This window comes from Pseudomonas sp. Mb7, from assembly GCF_054790525.1.
Genome location: NZ_CP186501.1, coordinates 1,616,276 through 1,635,682, shown reverse-complemented (window position 1 = coordinate 1,635,682; position 19,407 = coordinate 1,616,276). Strand labels below are relative to the sequence as shown.

Below are 19,407 nucleotides of genomic sequence, written 5' to 3'. Positions count from 1 at the left end.
GCAATTTTCTGTAGGAGCTGCCGCAGGCTGCGATCTTTTTATTGGCAGACACTGCGGAGCACCGGCCATGACCTTTTTCTACACCCACCTGCTGTCCTTCAGCGCCGCTTTGCTGCTGCTCGACGCGGTGCTCTGGCACTTCTCGCCCTTCACCCATCGCGCCCCGAGAGTCGGTGTGCGCCTGGTGCTGTTCCTGGCGTTCACGGCGCTGGTGATCAACGCCGGCGTCAGTCCGTTGCAAGCACCACAATTCACCGATGACCGCGTGGCGCAACTGGGTGCGACGGCGTTGGGGATTCTCTGGTGGCTGTACGCTGCGCGGGTGCTGACCGAAGTCATCGGCCTGGCGCTGATGCGCCGCATCGGCCACAGCGGCCGTTTGCTGCAAGACGTGATTGGCGCATTGGTCTTTCTGGTCGCCACCGTTGCCGCGGCCGGTTATGTGCTGGAGCTGCCGGTAAAAGGCTTGCTGGCAACCTCCGGCGTGGTCGCCATCGTTGTCGGTCTGGCGCTGCAAAGCACCTTGGCCGATGTGTTTTCCGGGATCGTGCTCAACACCACCAAGCCGTATCAGGTGGATGATTTCGTGGTGATCGACGGCGTCGAAGGCAAAGTCTTCGACATCGACTGGCGCGCCACGCACCTGCTGACCAGCGCCGGGACCATGGCCGTGGTGCCGAACTCGGTGGCGGCCAAGGCGAAAATCGTCAACCTCAGCCGCCCGAACAACATGCATGGCGTGTCGATCAGCATTCAGGTGCCGAATCACATTCGCCCGCGCCGGGTATTGGATGCGCTTGATCGCACCTTGCAGGGCAGCAGTTCTCTGTTGCTGACGCCAGCGCCGAAAGCCGTGCTGAAAGAGGCCGGTGAAACCATGTCGGAATACGTCGCCAGCGGTTTCATCGCCGAGCTTGGCAAGAAAAGCGAAGTGCGCAATCAATTGTTCGACCTCGCCCATCGGCATCTCGAAGCAGCAGGTATTTCGCGGCATCCGGACGGTGTGATTGAGCCGTCGACCCGTGCCCGAGCGCTGCTCGATGAGGTGAAAATCTTCCGCTCGCTGAGCAGTGAAGAGCGTGATCGGCTGGCGGAATCGATGGTCGCGCAGCAGTATACGGCGGGCCAAGTGGTGCTGGATCTGGATGAGGTGCCGGACAGTCTGTTTGTGATTGCCACCGGGGTGGTCAGTGCGACCGTGGCGGACGGCGACAGCAAGGTTGAGGCCGGGCGGATGGGGCCGAGCGAGGTCATGGGTGAACAGAGCATTCTGGCGGATACACCGTCGCAGGCGACGTTCACGGCGTTGACGTCGAGCATCATTTATCGGCTCGACAAGAGCCTGACTCGTGAGTGCATGGAGCAGCGCACGGAAGTGGGTCGGGCGTTGAATAAATTGCAGGCGGTGCGGCAGCAGAACAGTCGCCTCGCGTTGATGGGCAAACCGGTGGCGGTGAGGAAAGGTGGGTTTCTCGCTTGGTTGCAGAAGCGTTGAAGCGACAGGATCAAGATCAAAAGCCTCCCCCCTCACCCCAGCCCTCTCCCCCAGGGGGGCGAGGGGGAAAGGGAGCCGATCTCCGTTTGCTTCAAGTACGGAGTTCGACTCGATTCCCGTCGGTGCATATCCCGAAAAATATCCCTCGGTCAGCCCCTCTCCCCAAGACCTCGAAGGGAAAGGGAGCCGATCTTCAAGCTGTTCAAAACTGAAGTTCGGCTCGGTATCGCACGTCGGCGTACCTCGAAAGAACCCCTCGGTCAGTCCCCTCTCCCTCCGGGAGAGGGCTAGGGTGAGGGGCTTTTCAGGATCAGCCGATTACTTGGCAGTGAACTTGGTATAGCTATTGATCAGGTTGCGATAGTTAGGCAGACGCTCCGACAGCAGATGCGCCAGACCTTCCATATCGTTGCGCCAGTCACCCTGCAGCTCGCACGCCACCGAGAACCAGTTCAGCAAGTGGGCACCCGCTGCCGACATCCGCGCCCACGCCGCTTGTTGCACGGTGGTGTTGAAAGTGCCGGACGAGTCGGTCACCACAAACACTTCGTAGCCTTCAGCAATCGCCGACAAGGTCGGGAACGCCACGCAAACGTCAGTCACCACACCGGCGATGATCAGTTGCTTGCGACCGGTTGCCTTGATCGCTTTGACGAAATCTTCGTTGTCCCACGCATTGATCTGCCCCGGGCGCTGAATGAACGGCGCATCCGGAAACTGCTCGCGCAATTCAGGCACGATCGGACCATTGGGACCTGCGTCAAAACTGGTGGTGAGGATGGTCGGCAGCTTGAAGAACTTGGCGATGTCGCCCAGCGCCAGCACGTTGTTCTTGAATTCGTTCGGAGTGAAATCCTGGACCAGCGAGATCAGACCGGTCTGGTGATCGACCAGCAATACAACCGCATCATCTTTGTTCAGACGTGTGTAAGGAACGCTCATGGGAAAACTCCTGATGGACGGATGGATGAAGCGTTGAGCGCCGACCGGATGGCCGGCGCTTCAGGGGAAATCAGAAAGCGAAGCAGGAACAGCCGAACGCGCCCCAGAAACCGGCGAAGTCGCTGACCGGTGCGTTCGACATCCGCGCCTTTTCATGGCTGTGGGTGTGCACCGCACACGGCCCGCTGCACTGATGAACCTGCGCCTGCAACGGCGAATTTTGCCGCCAGTGGCCCGGGACTTTCACCACCGGCGACCAGTCCGGCAGCACCGGAATCGAGCGCGGGCCGAGGTCTTCGAAGTCGCCGGCGGCGTAAACGATCTTGCCGCCGACCACGGTCAGTACCGACTCGATCCACTTGATCGCTTCTTCTTCGACATGGAAGAAGTCCGCGCTCAGCGCCGCCAGATCCGCCAGTTGCCCGACCTTGATCTGGCCCTTCTTGCCCTGCTCCGAGGAGAACCAGGCACTGCCATGGGTGAACAGTTCCAGTGCGGTGGTGCGTGGCAAACCTTCTTCGTACAAGGCCAGACCGCCGACGGTGCGACCGCTGACCATCCAGTACAGCGAAGTCCACGGGTTGTAGCTGGACACCCGCGTGGCGTCGGTGCCGGCGCCGACCGGTACGCCTTCGGCGAGCATGCGTTTGATCGGTGGCGTCGCTTCGGCGGCTTGTTTGCCGTAACGGTCGACAAAGTATTCGCCCTGGAACGCCATGCGATCCTGAATCGCGATGCCGCCGCCCAGCGCTTTCACCCGTTCAATGTTCTGCGGGGTAATGGTTTCGGCGTGGTCGAAGAACCACGGCAAACCGTTGAACGGGATGTCACGATTGACCTTCTCGAACACGTCGAGCATGCGACTGATCGATTCGTTGTAAGTCGCGTGCAAACGGAACGGCCAGCGCTGCTCGACCAAGTGGCGCACCACTGGCTCCAGCTCTTCTTCCATGGTTTGCGGCAGATCGGGGCGCGGTTCGAGGAAGTCTTCGAAATCGGCTGCCGAGAACACCAGCATTTCCCCGGCGCCGTTGTGGCGCAGGAAGTCGTCGCCCTGATGTAACTTGACGCTGCCGGTCCAGTTCTGGAAATCGCTCAGCTCTTCTTTCGGCTTCTGGGTGAACAGGTTGTAGGCGATGCGCACGGTCAACTGGTCGTCTTTGGCCAGTTGCTCGATCACCTGATAATCGTCCGGGTAGTTCTGGAAACCACCGCCGGCATCGATCGCGCTGGTCAGGCCGAGGCGATTGAGTTCGCGCATGAACTGGCGGGTCGAGTTGACCTGATACTCCAGTGGCAGCTTCGGCCCCTTGGCCAGCGTCGAGTAGAGGATCATCGCGTTAGGCCGCGCGACCAGCATGCCGGTCGGATTGCCGTTGGCATCGCGAACGATCTCGCCACCCGGCGGGTTCGGCGTGTCGCGGGTGTAACCGGCCACACGCAGCGCGGCGCGGTTGAGCAGCGCGCGGTCGTACAGGTGCAGGATGAACACCGGGGTGTCCGGCGCAGCCTGATTGATTTCTTCGAGGGTCGGCATGCGTTTTTCGGCGAACTGGAATTCGTTCCAGCCACCGACTACGCGCACCCATTGCGGGGTCGGCGTGCGGTCGGCCTGATCCTTGAGCATGCGCAGGGCGTCGGCCAACGACGGCACGCCTTCCCAGCGCAGTTCGAGGTTGTAGTTCAAACCGCCACGGATCAGGTGCAAGTGCGAGTCGTTGAGACCCGGAATGACGCAGCGACCGTGCATGTCGACCACTTGCGTGTTCGGCCCACGCAGGGCCATGGCTTGGTTGTCGTTGCCAACGACCACGAAGCGGCCGTCGGTGATCGCCACGGCACTGGCCAGCGGTTTGGTGCGGTCGACGGTATGAAATTGGCCATTGAAGAGAATCAGATCGGCGCTCATCGCAGTTCCTCAAGCAAAGTGAAAAGGAGCAAACCCCGCGCGCTCAGCGTGGCGAGGTCTCTTGGGAATCGAGGTGTTCATGGGCCTGGCTGGCTTCGAGCCACGGCGTAAACAAGCGGGTGACCGGTGGCATCACCACGTACACCACCGACAGAACGATGGTCAGGGTGATCAGGAACGTGGCGACCACGTAGTTGGAAAGAAGCGGATGCAGCGCCAGCAGCGGCCCCCAGATCAGCGGCACGAGCAAGGTGTGCGGCAGAATCACCAGCAGCGTGACGACCGCTTGCTTCCAGCGCGGCGGCGGCGAAGCGGCATCGGCCAGTGGTGTAAACCAGAATTCCTTGATCGGCGCGACTTCAGTCTGATCGCCGTCAGCCAGCATCGGCGCCGCTTCGGCGACCAGTGCCTGACGCTGCGGCGACTCCAGCCACCCCTGCATCGCTTCGGTAGAGCTGAAACGCAGCACGCAAGTGTAAAAATCGAGACGCCCGCGCTTGCCGCGCACCACGTCCACGCCCAAATGGCCTTCACGCTGGCTCGCGACGCGGACGATATTGCGCAGCCAGGCCTCATACGCTGACTCGAAACCGGCCTTGACCCGGTGTTTGATGATCAACGTGACCGTCTCATCGGCCCCCGGCGTTTGTGGGTTGAGGACTTCAGGCATAACGCAGCACTCCGGGCAAACGAACAGGAATCACCAGCCGACCCGGCCCGGCGATCAACACAGTGGTAAACAGGATCAACAGCAACCAGCCGAACTGCCCTTCAGCCACACTCCATTGCGGATGCACGACCAACAGCGCCACCAGCAGCACAAAGAGAATAGGCACGCAGGCCAATCGCGCCAGTAACCCGGCGACGATCAGTAGTGGACAGAGGACTTCGGCGAAGATCGCCAGGATCAAGGTGAGGTGCGATCCAAGGTGGAACGGGTCTTCGATCAGTTGCAGTTGCGCGGTGAAGTCCAGCAGCTTGGGCAAGCCGTGCACCCACAGCAGAAACAACCCGCCGCTAACCCGCAGGAACAGCAAACCGAGGTCCCGCGACCGTTCTTCTCGTTGCGAAGCGTTCATGACCCCACCCTTGAAATGTCATTGGCCTGAATCATGCCAATGACGGGTGGGGGGAAATTGCACGGATGTGCTCAGTTGCGACGACTGTTACACGATGACACTGGCTGAGGTTTTGATTTCAAGGCACTGCTCGGATTGTGTACTCCTGTGTCTGAAATACCGTTGCCGTATCAAAATTTGCAACCTGATCCAGATTGACGCGGAACCGAATGATCAGCTTACTGCCATCCTTCAGCAGCCGTAGATAATTGGCCGAAACAAGCGCGGTGTAACCACTGTTCGTCACCCAGGCCCGATGCACCATGTTAGTGGTGCCCACCCACATCTGCAGATTGTGTGCGCCGGTGTTTCTCTCCCCCTCCAAAAAAAGCCAGATTCGTTGTCCCATAGAAATATGCGGCCATATTCCAAACATCAGACTCGCGCCGGACTGGACATCTTTCAGATCGAGAATGTCAGTGCCGTTGGCCTGAGTGATCACCGGAGCCGCGAGTCGATTCAGCGTAATCGGCAACACGTTGAGACGCAGAGGTTGCGAGGTCTCCAGCGCGGAAGTGCCTCGGGTCCAGGTAACCGTCACCTCCATTATTTTTCCAATGCTGAATGGCACCAACGATACGGGCAAACTGATTCTGATCGGCCTTGTGGTGCCGGCCGCAACCGGCGTGGTGGTGTGCGAACCTGCGGGAGGAGTGCCATCAGCAGCTTTCACCGTCACTGAAACCATATCGCTGGGCTGCACGTCGAGATCCACCAAAGCAGTCAGGGTTGTGACAGCGCTAAGCGGATCGAGGTTGAGGTTATCGGGAGCCTCGGCAATCCTCACCGGCAGGTTTTGCGTCACGACGTTGATTCGCCTTGCATTTGAGGCGCTTCCGCTGCCATCCGCCAACCTCACCGTAAACTCATGCGATCCACCGGTCAGGTCAGCCGCGACGTACTGCCAGATACCGTCAACAACATCGGCCGTGTCGAGCCTGGTCGGGCCATCGAACACAGCCACTGTGTCGCTAGCACTGCCGCTCAGCGTGACAGTGGTGTATCGGGTGTCCGCGCCATCGAGTATGTCTCCATCAAGATCGGTGACTGACGATATCCTCGGCCCACTGGGGGCGCTTGTCAGTACGATGTAGTTCCGATGTGCAAATGGCTGCGCAAGGGATGCATCCTGACTGCCTTGCAGCCCGGCCATGAAGCTCAGCGACAGCACGCTGCGATCATGCAGACGTTGCAGTGGTGCAGCAGGGAAGTTCTGTTCGAAGAAACCGAAGCGGTTGAATTCGTCATCGACCACATTGTCCGGCGCTTGCCAGTACGACGCCTCGAAATCACTGCCATCGGCATGGATGCCTTTGAGCTTCAGCCAGAAGGGATTGCCGCGCCTGCCCAGTAACCACGCATTGATTCGCAAGGTGAACTCGGAAAGGTTACTGACATTCAGCTCACTTCCCTGACCGTCGTTGTCGGCCTGTCGGATAAATGGACGAGGCAGATTCAATTGATTGATGCGTGTGATGTAAAGCGGCAATGGCTGTGAAGCTACAGGCGGTTCAGTGCCACGGTAAACCGTGTAGGTGACGATGACGGTTTGCTCGAAGTTGAAAGCCACCAAGAGGTTGTCAATATGGGTCTGGAAAGGTCGTGCAAATCGGCCGATCGGTATACGCGGTGATGTGTAGGATCCAGAACCTGGCGTACCCGCCCACGTGATCGTGAGACTGTCTTCTGCCTGCCAGTCGAAGTCGATTTCTACCGTCAGGTTGTACCGAGCGGCCTCTGGATCCAACAAGCCGTCAGGGCGACTTTCTTTGATGGAGAGCGGAGGCAGACTGCTGTTGTTCAGCGCAGGTATTAGCGCGTCCATGTTCACGTCCTTTTTGGCTACCCTTCGGCATGGGCCAATCAGACATCGGAACACGGAGATGCGCCACTGTCAGAACTAACAGGTCTGGCTATTTTTCAGACGAACGGACGCTCACATCACGGGAATATCCAGCGGCGCCGCCATGAACTGGCTGATCCGTGATCTCAACCATTTTTCCGCCGGATCGTTGTCATGCACCCCACTCCATGCCATCGACAATTGCGCAGCATCAATCGGGAACGGCGGGTCTTCAGCACGCAGCGCACAGCCCTCAACCAGCGCACACGCGGCGTAATCCGGCACGGTGGCGATCATCTCGGTGCCGGCAAGCAAGGCGCGCAGGCCGCTGAATTGCGGCACGCCCAAGACCACGCGGCGGGTACGGCCGACCTTGGCCAGGTCCATGTCGATGTTGCCGCTCAGGTCGCCGGAGAACGACACCATTGCATGCGGGCGCTCGCAGTATTCGTCGAGGGACAGCGGCCCCGGACGGTCGTCGCCGCGCAGGACTTTGCAGGGAATGTCGCGCAGTTTTTTGCGCTTGGCGTTGGCCGGCAACTCCGTGGTGTAACTGACACCGACGGAGATTTCTCCAGAGGCCAACAGTGCCGGCATCAACAAGTAATTGGCGCGGCGCACGACCACGACAATCCCCGGCGCCTCTTGCTGAAGCTGGCGCAGCAGCGGTGGAAACAGGCCGAACTCGGCGTCGTCCGACAAACCGATGCGGAACACGTCGCAACTGCTCGCCGGTTCGAACTCCTTGGCCCGGCTGACCGCACCAGAGATGACGTCCATCGCCGGTTGCAGCTCTTTGAGAATCGCCAGTGCCCGCGCGGTCGGCTCCATGCCGCGACCATTGCGCAGCAGTAACGGATCGTCGAACAGATCGCGCAAACGCCCCAACGCGGCGCTGACGGCCGGTTGCCCCATGAACAGCTTTTCGGCGACGCGGGTCAGGTTCTTTTCGAACATCAGCGCTTCGAAAATCACCAGCAGGTTCATGTCGACGCGACGCAGATCGTTACGGTTCATGGGCACGGATTCCTTATAGCCAGCCAGACGCAAGTGCTACGCACTTTACGCGATGAACCGGACTGTGGGCGCAACTCCAGCATGGAATTAACAACGATTAACTCGTCAGCCGCCCGCCCTCGGCCAACAATGAAACCCTCTGCGCAGCGTTGTTTTTTTGACCTGAGGGGATGCGCCGACGTGCATTCCCCATCGACACGGACTTTGGCCATGGCTCACTTACAGCACAGCGTCGCCCTCGCCCCTGCCAACGAACCACGCAAGACCGGGATCGGCGGACTCAGTCCGCAGCGCGAACGACAGGTCAAACAACTGATCCTAGAACGTCTGGGCGAAAGCCTGGAAGTGACCGAACTGGCCCGCGCCTGTTCACTGTCACGCAGCCATTTTTCCCGCGCCTTCAAATGCAGTACCGGGTTATCGCCGCAGGACTGGATTCGCACCCAGCGCCTCGCGCGAGCCAAGCTGCTGATCCAGCACACCGACCTGAGCCTGACGCAAATCAGCCTGGAATGCGGGTTCTGCGATCAGGCGCATTTCTGCCATATGTTTACCCGCAGCGAGGGCATTAATCCGTTTGCCTGGCGCTGCCAGATCATGCGTGAACCCAAAGCCCAGCGTTCACAACCCGCCATGTTTTGATCGCGGCCCCCGTTGCACTGACGCTCAAACCTGAGGATTATGCCGGGACACCCCGGAATAGAAGGCCTGCGCACGCGCCCGGCCCTACTCCGCTCTGTCCGCCGCAGCACCGCAGGAGTGAGCTGTTGAGTCTTTCCCCGAATCAGGCCCTCGGTTTTGGCCCCTATCGGATTCATCCCGGCCAACGCTTGGTGCTCGAAGGCGAGCAGCCATTGCGCCTGGGCCGACGGGCGATGGACATCCTCCTGATTCTGCTGGCCCATGCCGGCGAAGTGGTGAGCAAGCAACAACTGATGGCTGGGGTCTGGCCGGACAGCGTGGTCGAGGACATCAACCTGCGTGTGCACATGGCGGCACTGCGCAAAGCCCTCGGCGACGGTCAGGCCGGCCAGCGTTACATCATCACCGTGGCGCAACGCGGTTACAGTTTCGTCGCCCCGGTTCTACCGCAATCCATGGAGGAGCGTCCTGTGGGCGATGCTGGCGGTCGGCACAATTTGCCCTTGCGGCGCACGCGCATGATCGGCCGCCAAGCGCTGGTCGATAGCTTGATGACGCAGTTACCGCGCCAACGCTGCATCACCCTGGTCGGCCCCGGCGGGATCGGCAAGACCACGGTGGCCTTGCGCGTGGCCGAGCAGTTGATCGGGCATTACCGCGACGGTATTCGGCTGGTGGACCTGGCACCGCTCAACGATCCACGGCTGATTTGCTCACACCTGGCCGCCCTGCTCGATCTGGCACTCCCCGAAGGCGATCCGCTGGCGGCGCTGGTCAATGGCCTGCAACAGCGACAGATGCTGTTACTGCTCGACAACTGCGAACACCTGATCGATGCCGTCGCGATGCTCAGCGAAAGCATTCTGCGCGGCGCGCCGAAGGTGCATATCCTCGCCACCAGCCGCGAGAGCCTGCGGGCGGAAGGCGAATTCGTGCAGCGTCTCGATTCGCTCGAATACCCATTGATGAACGCGACATTGAATCGTCAGCAAGCGCTGGAATATTCGGCGCTGCAACTGTTCATCGAACGGGCCACGGCCGCGCAGGAAAGCTTTGAACTGAGCGATGCGCAGTTGCCGCAAGCGATCGAAATCTGCCACCGACTCGACGGTATTCCACTGGCGCTGGAGCTGGCGGCAGCGCAGGTCGCCGAACTGGGCCTGGAAGGGTTGCTGAGCCAACTGCAGGGCCGTTTGCCACCGCTGGCAGCGGGTAATCAAAGCAGTCTTGAGCGACACCTTACTCTGCGCGCCACGCTGGATTGGAGTTTCAACCTGCTCGACCCTTGCGAGCAAACCTGCCTGCGCCGTCTGGGCGTGTTTTGCGGTGGTTTTACGTTGGAGTCCGCAGCGGCGGTAATCGTCGGCCAACAAATCGACCCCGGCGTGGTGTTTGTGTCGATCACCCAACTGGTGGCGAAATCCCTGCTGAGCGTCGAAGTCGGTGACGAAGAGGTGTTCTATCGTCTGCTCGACACGACCCGCCGCTATGCACTGGAAAAACTCGAGCACGCCGCCGAATGCGAAGAAACCCGCGAACGCCATGCCGAACGCTGCCTGGCATTGATGCAACAGGCGCAAAGCGATTGGGAAATGACACCGACGGCTTTGTGGATCGAGCGTTACGCCCGAGGGCTGGAAGACCTGCGCGCGGCGCTGGACTGGAGCCTGAACGGTGTCGGCCCGGGTAGTCTGGGAATTCGCCTGACAGCAGCGTCGGCGCCCCTGTGGCAAGAGTTGTCGCTGCTCAAGGAGTATGGCGGCTATGTGCGGCGGGCGCTGAGCCTGCTCGATGAACTCGGCGAACCCTGCCCGCGTCTGAAAATCTCCCTGAAACTGGCCCTCGGCAGTGCCTGTTATCACACGTGGGGAGGCACCCCGGAAACCATCCAGGCGTTCGTTGAGGCTCGCCAGTTGGCCATTGAGCACGACGACGTCGCCGGGCAATTGCGCGCGGTGTCCGGACACATGGCGGTCAACCTCAGTTGCGGACACTACCGCATGGCGCTGGCGCAGAGTGAGCACTTCGATCGCCTCGGCGTGCACGGCGACCCACTGCTGTCATTGAGCACCCACCGTTTACGGGTCCTGGCCCTGCACTATGCCGGCGACCAGCCGCAGGCGCGCATTCATGCCGAGCAGGTGCTGCAGCGCATGGCGCACAGCGGCCACGTCAACCGCTTCACCCACGGTTTTGGTGTGCAGTACGACCAGAGTGTCGCGTCGCTGACGGTGCTGGCGCGGGTGCTATGGATGCAGGGATTGCCGGAGCAAGCGTGGCATTCGGCGCGACTGGCCCTGGATATTGCCGTGCAGATCGACCATGGCACCTCGATTTGTTACACCCTGGCACTGGCCAGTTGCCTGATCGCTCATTACAACGGCGATCAGCAGAACGCCCGGGCGCTGTTGCAACTGCTGCTGGAACAATCGCAGAAGCATTCGGTGCTGCTGTTCAACACGTGGGCGCGACATTACGCGCAGGTGATCGACACGCAAACCAGCACGCCCGTGCCGAAGGACAGCAGTGGGCTGATTCGTGAAATCATGGTGACGCTGGATGACCGCTTTGTGGATGACGCACTGTTTGAGCGAGCGCTGAGTGGTGATGCGGGATGGAGCACGGCGGAGATTTTGCGGGCTCGGGCTGCTGCGTTATTGAAAGACGATCCGGATTGCCTGGACGGGGCCCTTCGCGAGCAAGCTCGCTCCCTCAGGAATTTTGGGTGTACTCAGAACCCATGTGGGAGCAAGCCTGCTCGCGAAGAGGCCCTCAAGGAAGCCGAAGCACTCCTGCAACAATCGCTGACCATCGCCCGCAGCCAAGGCGCGCTCGCCTGGGAACTGCGCAGTGCCACCTCACTGGCGCAACTCTGGCGGCGCCAATCGCGCTGCCAAGAGGCGCTGGATTTGCTCACGCCGATCTATCAGCGCTTCACCGAAGGCTACGCGACTCCGGACTTGCGCAAGGTACGCTTGCTCATTGACGAACTACGCGAGCACAGGCACGCCTGAGGCCCGGCGTATCCGGTTGATATAGAGCGTATGCCGGCGCTCAAGATCAATCCCTTCACCGCAACGCTCCAGTTGCTTGCGCGCATAGCAGCGAGTGGTGTGGAGCATTCGGTATCGGCCTGCACTGCCGCCTCGTTCCACCACCAGCAATGACTTGCACGTCAGGCCTTCAATGATCGCGGCAAGCCGCGACGACGCGAGTTGCGGGCAACTGATCACCGCCAGTGCCGCCTCCAGGGTAAACGCCATTTTGAACACCGATAAACGCTGCAGCGCGCGTTGCTCCTGCTCGCTCAAGCGTTGATAGCTCCAGTCGAGTGCCGCCTGCATCGACTGGTGCCGCGGCACCGCCGTGCGCCGGCCATGGCTGAGCACATGCAGGCCATTGCTCATTTGCGCCTGTAAGCCGACCAATGCCAAGGCATCGATCTGCGCCGCCGCCAGTTCGATCGCCAGCGGTAAACCGTCGAGTTGGCGACATATCTGAAGGACGGCTTTGACATCCTGTTCACGTAAGCAGAAATCATGCTGTCGCGCCCGAGCGCGGCTGACAAACAATTGCACCGCAGAATGGCCCATGGCTTCAGTGATGCAATCGCCTGCGGAACGTTTCGGCAGGGTCAGCGGTGGCACGCCCTGAAGGGTTTCCAGACCGACCTGCAAGGCCTCGCGGCTGGTGGCGAGAATCGACAGCCGGGGAGCGGCCTCAAGCAACGTTTCAACCGCTGCCCGGCAAGCGGCGAGACGGTGGTCACAGTTATCCAGCAGCAGCAACGCATGGCGAGTGGACAGTCCGGGCAAATCGCTTTCGAGGGTGCCCAGCACCTGATCGAGCAGCGGTGTGTCGTCGTCGATCAAGCTCAGATCGATCTGCCACACGCCGTCTCTGTAGTACTGCAACAGCAGTTCCGCGACCCGCAACGCGACAGTGGATTTACCCACACCAGCCGCGCCCGTGACGGTCATCAGCCGACACAGCGGCATTTGCCGCACCAGCCCGCCGACTAGCGAGTCGCGCCCGGCGACCGGGGTCAATCGCGCCGGCAGATTATGTTCGGGCGTTTGCAGACCCTCGAAGACCACTTGCGCGACGCTGTCGCAGCGCACCGGGGCGATAAAACTGTAACCGCATTGCGGCACATTAACGATGTAGCGCTGACCGTTTTCGCCGTCACCCAAGGCACGCCTGAGCGCGGCGATGTGCACGCGCAGGTTGATCTCCTCGACCACCGACGTTGGCCAAACCAGGGCAATCAATTGCTCCTTCCTGACCACTCGCCCGGCACGCTCGACCAGCACTTGCAAAATATCCAGCGCACGACCACCCATGCGCAAAGGCCGATCTCCGTCGAGTATCAGCCGTTGGCGCAGGTGGAAGGCGTAGGGGCCGAAATGCAGCACCGACGCCGTGTTCAAATCGATGAGGCTATCCATGCCAACTATATTGGCAGCCTCAGATGACGCGACAACCGCTACACGAGACTCAATTCGGACATACGGGTGCGCCAGACGGACAACAGCGCTCTAGCTGAACTGTTCGCGGTATTGCGCGGGCGTCAGGCCGAGCTTTTCAGCGAACAACGAACGCATGTGCCGCACACTGCCGAAACCACTTTTGTAAGCCACGGTTTTAAGCGGCAGATCGCTGGTTTCCAGCAAGTTTCGTGCGCAGTCGATGCGCGCACTTTGCAGAAACTCCATCGGCGTCATGTTGATGTCGCGGGTGAACACCCGCGCGAAGTGCCGCGCGCTCATATTGGCAATCGCCGCCATGCGCTCGACCGTGAAGGCTTCGTCGAGGTGTTCCAGCACGTAACTCTGCGCGCGGGTAATCGGCGTTTCCTGCGGTGCCACGGCAGCCATCAACGGGCTGAACTGCGCCTGCCCGCCCTGGCGCTTCATCACCACCAGCAGGACTTTGGCCACATCCTGCGCGAGCTTCTTGCCGTGATCGCGGGCGATCACGGCCAGCGCCATATCGATCCCCGCCGTAACACCTCCCGAGGTGATCAGGTTGCGATCCTCGACATAGATCTGATCGGTCGTGACATGGGCCTTCGGGAACCCCTTGATCAGGCGTTCGGTGTAGTTCCAGTGCGTGGTTACACGGTAACCGTCAAGCAAACCGGCGTGCCCCAGGACAAAAGCGCCAGTGCAGATTGATCCGTAGTACTCGACCCGCCGGACTGCATCTTTGAGCCAGGCAAACAACGACGGGAACTGCTGGTTGTAGGCACCGGGGCCTCCCGGCACCAGCAGCAAATCATAACGCTCGGTGTCGTCGCCAATGATCCGGTCGGCCTGCACCATCACACCATTTGACGCCCGCAGCGGGCCCTCTTCGGTGCCAAGGGTGATCAATTGATAATGCGCTTCGGGTTTCAGGTAGCGATTGGCAACCGAAAAAACCTCCAATGGCCCGGCCATGTCGAGCAGAAGAAAGTCGGGAAACAGCACCATTGCCACGGTTTTCATGGGAAGACATCACTTCAATCAAAGAGACATGATACGGACCAGACATTATGGCCAACTGTAGCCGTTTGAGCGCAAAAGTTTTGTGTGAAGGCTATCGCAAAACTGTCAACCTGACAGGGACAGTCTTTCAATTTTCATCTACTTATTGCGCAGTACAGTAAACAGTAACCTTCTCCTCACTCGGACGAATTCACGTCCCACAAGGAGATTTCATCATGCTGACCCTTCGCAAAGCCTCCGATCGTGGCCTCGCCAATCATGGCTGGTTGAAGTCCTTTCACACCTTTTCCTTTGCCAGCTACCGTGACCCGCGTGAGCAAGGTTTTTCCGATCTACTGGTGATTAACGACGACCGCGTTGCCGCTGGTAAAGGCTTCGGACAGCACCCGCATCGCGACATGGAGATCTTTTCCTACGTGCTGGAAGGCGCACTGGAACATAAGGACACACTGGGCACCGGCTCGGTCATTCGCCCGGGCGACGTGCAGTTGATGAGCGCCGGCAGCGGCGTAGCGCACAGCGAGTTCAACCACTCGGCGACCAAACCGGTGCATTTCCTGCAAATCTGGATCGTGCCAGATGTCAGCGGTGCCAAACCGCGCTATCAACAGGAGCATTTCAGCGCACAGAAAAAACGTGGTCGCCTGCAATTGATCATCTCGCCGGACGGCAACGACGGTTCGCTGAAAGTGCGTCAGGACGCACGGGTCTTTGCCGGGCTGTTCGACGGTAAAGAAACTGCCACGCTGGAGCTGCCAGCCAACCGTTATGCCTACGTGCATGTGGCGCGCGGCAGTGTTGAACTCAATGGCCAGTCGTTGCAGGAAGGTGACGGCGTACGGGTTCGCGAAGAACAGTTGCTGACCTTGAGCAATGGTGTCGATGCCGAAGTGCTGGTGTTCGACTTGCGGCCGCAGGAGTTGCCAGAAATGCCATGATGCGGTGTTTCAATGCTCACGAAAAACGGCCTTCTTTGAAGGCCGTTTTCTATTGTGGTGATTCGGGTACTTGTTGCGAAGCAGGTCTTGGTGCACTTATATCCTTGCCGATCTGGATCGCCGCGAGTGTCGTCTGCAAGGTGGTTAATACCGCTGCTTGATTGGCAAAGTGCGCCCCTACGACGACGGTGATCATTCCGAGAAAATGGACGGCGGTCGTCGCCCAGTAATGTGCCTTCACTGTCGAGACATGTTTGATGGCTTCTTTTGAGTCTTCGGCGATTTGTTGTACGCCGTCCCACATCAAATCGTATCGTTTGTCCCTCTCCGCCTGAGTCAAAAGATAAGCATCGATTCTCGCCGACACACCTTCGACCCGAGCGTCCATCCTGCTCTCAATGGTCTCGATCCTGGCATTGAATTCTTCACGACTGATAGCGTTCATGGCTTGAGTATTCCGACCTTTGCTCGCAAGGTCACTGATTGGGTTTTGACTGAATTCCGTGGTTCTCAATTCGACACCTTCCTGGGTTTACCGATACCGTCCCTGGTATCAACATCAGTGCGAGCCCTGCGCCCCTCACCGACATGACGAAACAATAGGCCCCATCCAACCTCCTCACAAGCCGGGAGATTCTGCCTCTGATGTAGGCCGTTTCGTCAGAGCTTGTAGCCCTGCCAAAAGAACATCTGCCTAGTCATTCTCCGACGCGAACACGTCGACAATCTGCTCAATCACCGCCCTCACCCGCGCGGTATGCCGCAAATCCGCGTGGGTCACTAACCACACTTCATACGGCAATGGTCGAGTGCGCTCCGGCCAGAGCCTGATCAGACCATCGCGCTCACCCATGTACACCGGGATTTCTCCTACACCCAACCCAGCCGCAATTGACCGGCGAACGAGCAAGCTGGAACTGAGGCTGGCGACGATGCGGCCGCGACTTAGCGGTTCCGACACCAGGGTCAGGTCCTTTTGGCTTTGCAGATACGGTTGATAGACCACCAGATCATGCCCCTCAAACGCAGTGTCCGGTTGCGGCACGCCATTGGCGTCTATATAGGCCTGAGAGGCGAACAAGCCCACCGGCCATCGGGCGATTCGCCGAGCGATCAGATCAGGATTGTCCGGCCGGGTGTTGCGCACCGCGATATCCGCCTCGCGCTTGGCCAGGCTGAGGATCTGCGTGGACGCATCCAGTTGCACTCGTACGTCCGGGTGCTGCTCGTGCAAACGGGCGATGGCCGGGATCAGAAAGTCGATCGCCAGCGAATCCGTGGTACTGACGCGCACCGTGCCGGTCAGGCGATCGTCCAGACCTTGAATCTGCCGCTCCAACTCCAGTGCCGAATGCTCCATTTTCTCCACACTCCTGAGCGCCGCCTCACCGACAGCGGTCAACGCGTAGCCGTCGGAGGTGCGCAGGAACAACGTCGCGCTCAGGGACTTTTCCAGTGCTGTGATCCGTCGCCCGACAGTGGCCTGATCCACCCCCAGAACCCGCGCAGCGCCACGTAGCGTCGACTCGCGGCAAACGGCCAGAAATACCCGTGCGTCATCCCAATTCATGCTGCCTCCCAGTGATGCAAATTCGCATCGCAGCGACGCTAAATCGCCGCATTAACGCAGCAACAATAGCCGATATGCTGAACGCCATAAACCTTCCGCGAGATCGCTATCATGCGCACTTCAACCTCCACCGGTATCTGGCTGCCGATCTTCGCCGGGCTCTGCGCCAGCCTGGTCAGCATCGGGCTGGCGCGTTTCGCTTATACCCCATTGATCCCTTCGCTGATTGAGGCGCAGTGGTTCAGCGCCAACGATGTGGTCTACCTCGGTGCGGCCAATCTGGTGGGCTACCTGATCGGCGCCCTGCTCGGCCGGCCGACAGCGCGCCAGCTCGGCAATAAAAATGCCTTGCGATTGATGATGCTGGTGGTCACGGCGGCATTTTTTGCCTGCGCGTTTCCGTTGTCGGTGAGCTGGTTCTTCGGCTGGCGACTGCTGTCGGGGATTGCCGGCGGTGCGATCATGGTGCTGGTGGCCGCGACCGTACTGCCGCATGTTCCGCCGGCGCGTAAAGGGCTGGCCAGTGGCGCGATCTTTCTCGGCATCGGTCTTGGCATTGCCGGCTCCGGGACGCTGGTGCCGCCGCTGTTGAGCCTCGGCTTGCAAGCGACATGGCTGGGCCTGGGGGCGTTGGCTTTGTTGCTGACGGCGCTGAGCTGGTTCGGCTGGCCGTCCGATTTCCCGCACCCGGTCGTTGCGCAAGAAACGGTGTCCGCAGAACCGACACCGCGCGGTGTGTATTTGCTGTTCGCCCAATACGCCTTCATGGCCGCCGGACTGGTGCCGGCCATGGTGTTTCTGGTGGATTACGTGGCACGTGGACTCGGTGCCGGGGCGCATATCGGCGCGCTGATCTGGGTGATGTACGGTTTGGGCGCAATTGTCGGCCCGGTGAGTTATGGCTTTCTTGCCGATAAGCTTGGCGCACGCTCCGGCATTCGCCTGGTGCTGGTGGTGCAGGCGATTGTCCTTGGGTTGCTGGCAATGACTCACTCGTTTCTGGCGCTGGCGTTGCTGGCGGTGATTCTTGGTTCATTTCCGCCCGGCATTGTGCCGCTGGCTCTGGCGCGAGTGCATGAGCTGGTGCCGGAACACCATCGTCAGCAGATCGCCTGGAGCCGTGCCACTGTGTCATTCGCCACCTTTCAGGCGCTGGCCGGATTTGCCTATTCAGCGCTGTTCAATGCCAGCGGCGGTCATCACGCGCTGTTGTTCGTCATTGCCGCTGGCGCAATCGTCGTGGCGCTGCTGCTGGAGCAAGCCATGAAATGGTTGCCCGCTCCTACTGAGTCGCGCTGCTGTGCAAATTGAAGGGAATCATTGCTTGCACAGCACGCTCCCATCTACAGAACTTATGCCAACAGGAATCGATATGTCCCTGCCCAACGAAATGACCCGAATCGAAATCAGCGAACCCGGTGGCCCCGACGTCTTGCAACCCAAACGCGTGGCGCTTCCAGCTGTCGCAGAAGGCGAGGTGCTGATCCGCGTACACGCCGCCGGAATCAACCGGCCGGACGCCTTGCAGCGTGCCGGCAAATACCCGATGAAACCCGGCATGAACCCGATTCCCGGGCTGGAGGTCGCCGGTGAAGTCGTGGCGCTCGGGGCGGGTGTCAATCAGTTCGCCGTGGGCGACAAAGTTTGCGCGCTGACCAACGGCGGTGGTTATGCCGAATACTGCGCCGTCCCCGCCGGCCAGACCCTGCCGATTCCACACGGTCTGGACTGGGTGCACGCCGCCGCAATCCCGGAAACCTTCTTTACCGTGTGGGCCAACCTGTTCGGCCTCGGCGGCGCCAGTCGTGGTCAGCGCGCACTGATTCACGGTGGCACCAGCGGCATCGGCACAACCGCACTGATGCTGTGCCGCGAATTCGGTATTGAAGCGTTTGCCACCGCCGGCAGCCCGGACAAATGCGCAGCGATTCGCGATCTCGGTGGCGAAGCGATCAATTATCGCGATGAGGATTTCGCGGCAGTCATCGCCGAGAAAACCGCAGGCCAAGGCGTCAATGTGATCCTCGACATAATGGGCGGCTCGTACCTCAACGATAACGTCAGCGCCCTGGCGATGGATGGCCGTCTGGTCATGCTCGGTTTCCTCGGCGGCGCGCGAGCCAATGACTTTGACTTGCTGGCAATGATGGCCAAACGTGCGGTGATCACCGGCTCCCTCTTGCGCGCCCGTACCGCTGCTGAAAAAGCTGCGATTGCCGATCAACTGCGCGAGCACGTATGGCCGGCGCTGGCTGCCGGGCGCTGCCTGCCGATGATCGACAAGGTCTACCCGCTCGCCGACGCCGCTCAGGCTCACGCGCACATGGAGGCTGGCGACCATATCGGCAAGATCGTTCTGCAGGTCGTGTGAGTCTTTGCAGCATTTGGTAATCGTTGCGCCGGGGCGGTGGTCGAAAAACTCACGCGCAGACCGAGGCATCTGG

At 60.2% G+C, this 19,407-nt stretch carries 16 protein-coding genes; 6 read left to right on the top strand and 10 right to left on the bottom strand.

The features are described 5' to 3' along the window. Positions 1-67: 67 nt before the first annotated feature. A complete protein-coding gene (locus ACOYXH_RS07540; protein WP_258709547.1) occupies positions 68-1,495 on the top strand; it encodes a mechanosensitive ion channel family protein in 1,428 nt (475 codons plus the stop codon). A gap of 318 nt (positions 1,496-1,813) precedes the next feature. Here the strand turns inward: ACOYXH_RS07540 and ycaC are convergent, their stop codons facing one another. The 6 genes from ycaC to ACOYXH_RS07510 all read right to left on the bottom strand — a co-directional run bounded on the left by ycaC (position 1,814) and on the right by ACOYXH_RS07510 (position 8,324). Beyond that, the gene (gene ycaC / locus ACOYXH_RS07535) at positions 1,814-2,437 is read right to left on the bottom strand and encodes an isochorismate family cysteine hydrolase YcaC (RefSeq protein WP_007913541.1); all 624 of its coding nucleotides are present in this window, start codon (positions 2,435-2,437) and stop codon (positions 1,814-1,816) included. A 70-nt stretch (positions 2,438-2,507) separates the two neighbouring features. Beyond that, positions 2,508-4,346, bottom strand: coding sequence for an amidohydrolase (locus ACOYXH_RS07530; protein ID WP_258709546.1), 1,839 nt, complete (start codon positions 4,344-4,346; stop codon positions 2,508-2,510). 43 nt (positions 4,347-4,389) lie between these two features. Then, positions 4,390-5,016: an antibiotic biosynthesis monooxygenase gene (locus ACOYXH_RS07525; protein WP_095124793.1), complete on the bottom strand. Its 627-nt coding sequence runs from the start codon at positions 5,014-5,016 to the stop codon at positions 4,390-4,392. Next, positions 5,009-5,425, bottom strand: coding sequence for a DoxX family protein (locus tag ACOYXH_RS07520; protein WP_095124794.1), 417 nt, complete (start codon positions 5,423-5,425; stop codon positions 5,009-5,011). The genes ACOYXH_RS07525 and ACOYXH_RS07520 overlap by 8 nt, the downstream gene beginning before the upstream one ends. Before the next feature lie 118 nt (positions 5,426-5,543). Next, positions 5,544-7,289 carry a hypothetical protein gene (locus ACOYXH_RS07515; protein ID WP_220558516.1) on the bottom strand — a complete coding sequence of 582 codons (1,746 nt, stop codon included), beginning with the start codon at positions 7,287-7,289 and terminating at the stop codon, positions 5,544-5,546. A gap of 111 nt (positions 7,290-7,400) precedes the next feature. Next, positions 7,401-8,324: a LysR family transcriptional regulator gene (locus ACOYXH_RS07510; RefSeq protein ID WP_095047593.1), complete on the bottom strand. Its 924-nt coding sequence runs from the start codon at positions 8,322-8,324 to the stop codon at positions 7,401-7,403. A 210-nt stretch (positions 8,325-8,534) separates the two neighbouring features. On the opposite strand from ACOYXH_RS07510, the gene ACOYXH_RS07505 reads away from it, so the two are divergent. Together ACOYXH_RS07505 and ACOYXH_RS07500 are read left to right on the top strand one after the other, a co-directional pair. Then, a complete protein-coding gene (locus tag ACOYXH_RS07505; protein WP_095124796.1) occupies positions 8,535-8,966 on the top strand; it encodes a helix-turn-helix domain-containing protein in 432 nt (143 codons plus the stop codon). Positions 8,967-9,091: 125 nt separating this feature from the next. Beyond that, positions 9,092-11,980: an ATP-binding protein gene (locus ACOYXH_RS07500; RefSeq protein WP_460410465.1), complete on the top strand. Its 2,889-nt coding sequence runs from the start codon at positions 9,092-9,094 to the stop codon at positions 11,978-11,980. Here the strand turns inward: ACOYXH_RS07500 and ACOYXH_RS07495 are convergent. After that, entirely contained in the window at positions 11,957-13,414 is a 1,458-nt protein-coding gene (locus ACOYXH_RS07495) for an ATP-binding protein (protein WP_460410464.1), read from the bottom strand. The two genes, ACOYXH_RS07500 and ACOYXH_RS07495, sit on opposite strands and share 24 nt — an antisense overlap. Before the next feature lie 90 nt (positions 13,415-13,504). Beyond that, positions 13,505-14,455 carry a GlxA family transcriptional regulator gene (locus ACOYXH_RS07490; protein ID WP_220558514.1) on the bottom strand — a complete coding sequence of 317 codons (951 nt, stop codon included), beginning with the start codon at positions 14,453-14,455 and terminating at the stop codon, positions 13,505-13,507. Positions 14,456-14,670: 215 nt separating this feature from the next. Here ACOYXH_RS07490 and ACOYXH_RS07485 point away from each other — a divergent pair, with 215 nt between their 5' ends. Beyond that, positions 14,671-15,393, top strand: coding sequence for a pirin family protein (locus tag ACOYXH_RS07485; protein ID WP_095047598.1), 723 nt, complete (start codon positions 14,671-14,673; stop codon positions 15,391-15,393). Between the two features lie 49 nt (positions 15,394-15,442). On the opposite strand, the gene ACOYXH_RS07480 is transcribed toward ACOYXH_RS07485, so the two are convergent. After that, complete coding sequence (locus ACOYXH_RS07480; RefSeq protein ID WP_095047770.1) at positions 15,443-15,838, bottom strand: hypothetical protein; 396 nt, start codon at positions 15,836-15,838, stop codon at positions 15,443-15,445. Between the two features lie 249 nt (positions 15,839-16,087). Beyond that, positions 16,088-16,963 carry a LysR family transcriptional regulator gene (locus tag ACOYXH_RS07475; RefSeq protein WP_460410463.1) on the bottom strand — a complete coding sequence of 292 codons (876 nt, stop codon included), beginning with the start codon at positions 16,961-16,963 and terminating at the stop codon, positions 16,088-16,090. A 111-nt stretch (positions 16,964-17,074) separates the two neighbouring features. Between ACOYXH_RS07475 and ACOYXH_RS07470 the strand changes: the two genes are divergently transcribed. Further along, entirely contained in the window at positions 17,075-18,274 is a 1,200-nt protein-coding gene (locus ACOYXH_RS07470; RefSeq protein WP_460410462.1) for a YbfB/YjiJ family MFS transporter, read from the top strand. Between the two features lie 61 nt (positions 18,275-18,335). Continuing rightward, positions 18,336-19,334, top strand: coding sequence for an NAD(P)H-quinone oxidoreductase (locus tag ACOYXH_RS07465; RefSeq protein ID WP_460063918.1), 999 nt, complete (start codon positions 18,336-18,338; stop codon positions 19,332-19,334). The last annotated feature ends 73 nt before the right edge of the window (positions 19,335-19,407 follow it).

Bases quoted from the DNA above. Each gene is read 5' to 3' on its own strand.
- ACOYXH_RS07505 (WP_095124796.1), top strand. From the start codon at position 8,535: ATGGCTCACTTACAGCACAGCGTCGCCCTCGCCCCTGCCAACGAACCA.
- ACOYXH_RS07485 (WP_095047598.1), top strand. From the start codon at position 14,671: ATGCTGACCCTTCGCAAAGCCTCCGATCGTGGCCTCGCCAATCATGGC.
- ACOYXH_RS07515 (WP_220558516.1), bottom strand. From the start codon at position 7,289: ATGGACGCGCTAATACCTGCGCTGAACAACAGCAGTCTGCCTCCGCTC.
- ACOYXH_RS07465 (WP_460063918.1), top strand. From the start codon at position 18,336: ATGTCCCTGCCCAACGAAATGACCCGAATCGAAATCAGCGAACCCGGT.
- ACOYXH_RS07525 (WP_095124793.1), bottom strand. From the start codon at position 5,016: ATGCCTGAAGTCCTCAACCCACAAACGCCGGGGGCCGATGAGACGGTC.
- ACOYXH_RS07480 (WP_095047770.1), bottom strand. From the start codon at position 15,838: ATGAACGCTATCAGTCGTGAAGAATTCAATGCCAGGATCGAGACCATT.
- ACOYXH_RS07475 (WP_460410463.1), bottom strand. From the start codon at position 16,963: ATGAATTGGGATGACGCACGGGTATTTCTGGCCGTTTGCCGCGAGTCG.
- ycaC (WP_007913541.1), bottom strand. From the start codon at position 2,437: ATGAGCGTTCCTTACACACGTCTGAACAAAGATGATGCGGTTGTATTG.
- ACOYXH_RS07490 (WP_220558514.1), bottom strand. From the start codon at position 14,455: ATGAAAACCGTGGCAATGGTGCTGTTTCCCGACTTTCTTCTGCTCGAC.
- ACOYXH_RS07470 (WP_460410462.1), top strand. From the start codon at position 17,075: ATGCGCACTTCAACCTCCACCGGTATCTGGCTGCCGATCTTCGCCGGG.
- ACOYXH_RS07540 (WP_258709547.1), top strand. From the start codon at position 68: ATGACCTTTTTCTACACCCACCTGCTGTCCTTCAGCGCCGCTTTGCTG.
- ACOYXH_RS07510 (WP_095047593.1), bottom strand. From the start codon at position 8,324: ATGAACCGTAACGATCTGCGTCGCGTCGACATGAACCTGCTGGTGATT.
- ACOYXH_RS07520 (WP_095124794.1), bottom strand. From the start codon at position 5,425: ATGAACGCTTCGCAACGAGAAGAACGGTCGCGGGACCTCGGTTTGCTG.
- ACOYXH_RS07495 (WP_460410464.1), bottom strand. From the start codon at position 13,414: ATGGATAGCCTCATCGATTTGAACACGGCGTCGGTGCTGCATTTCGGC.
- ACOYXH_RS07530 (WP_258709546.1), bottom strand. From the start codon at position 4,346: ATGAGCGCCGATCTGATTCTCTTCAATGGCCAATTTCATACCGTCGAC.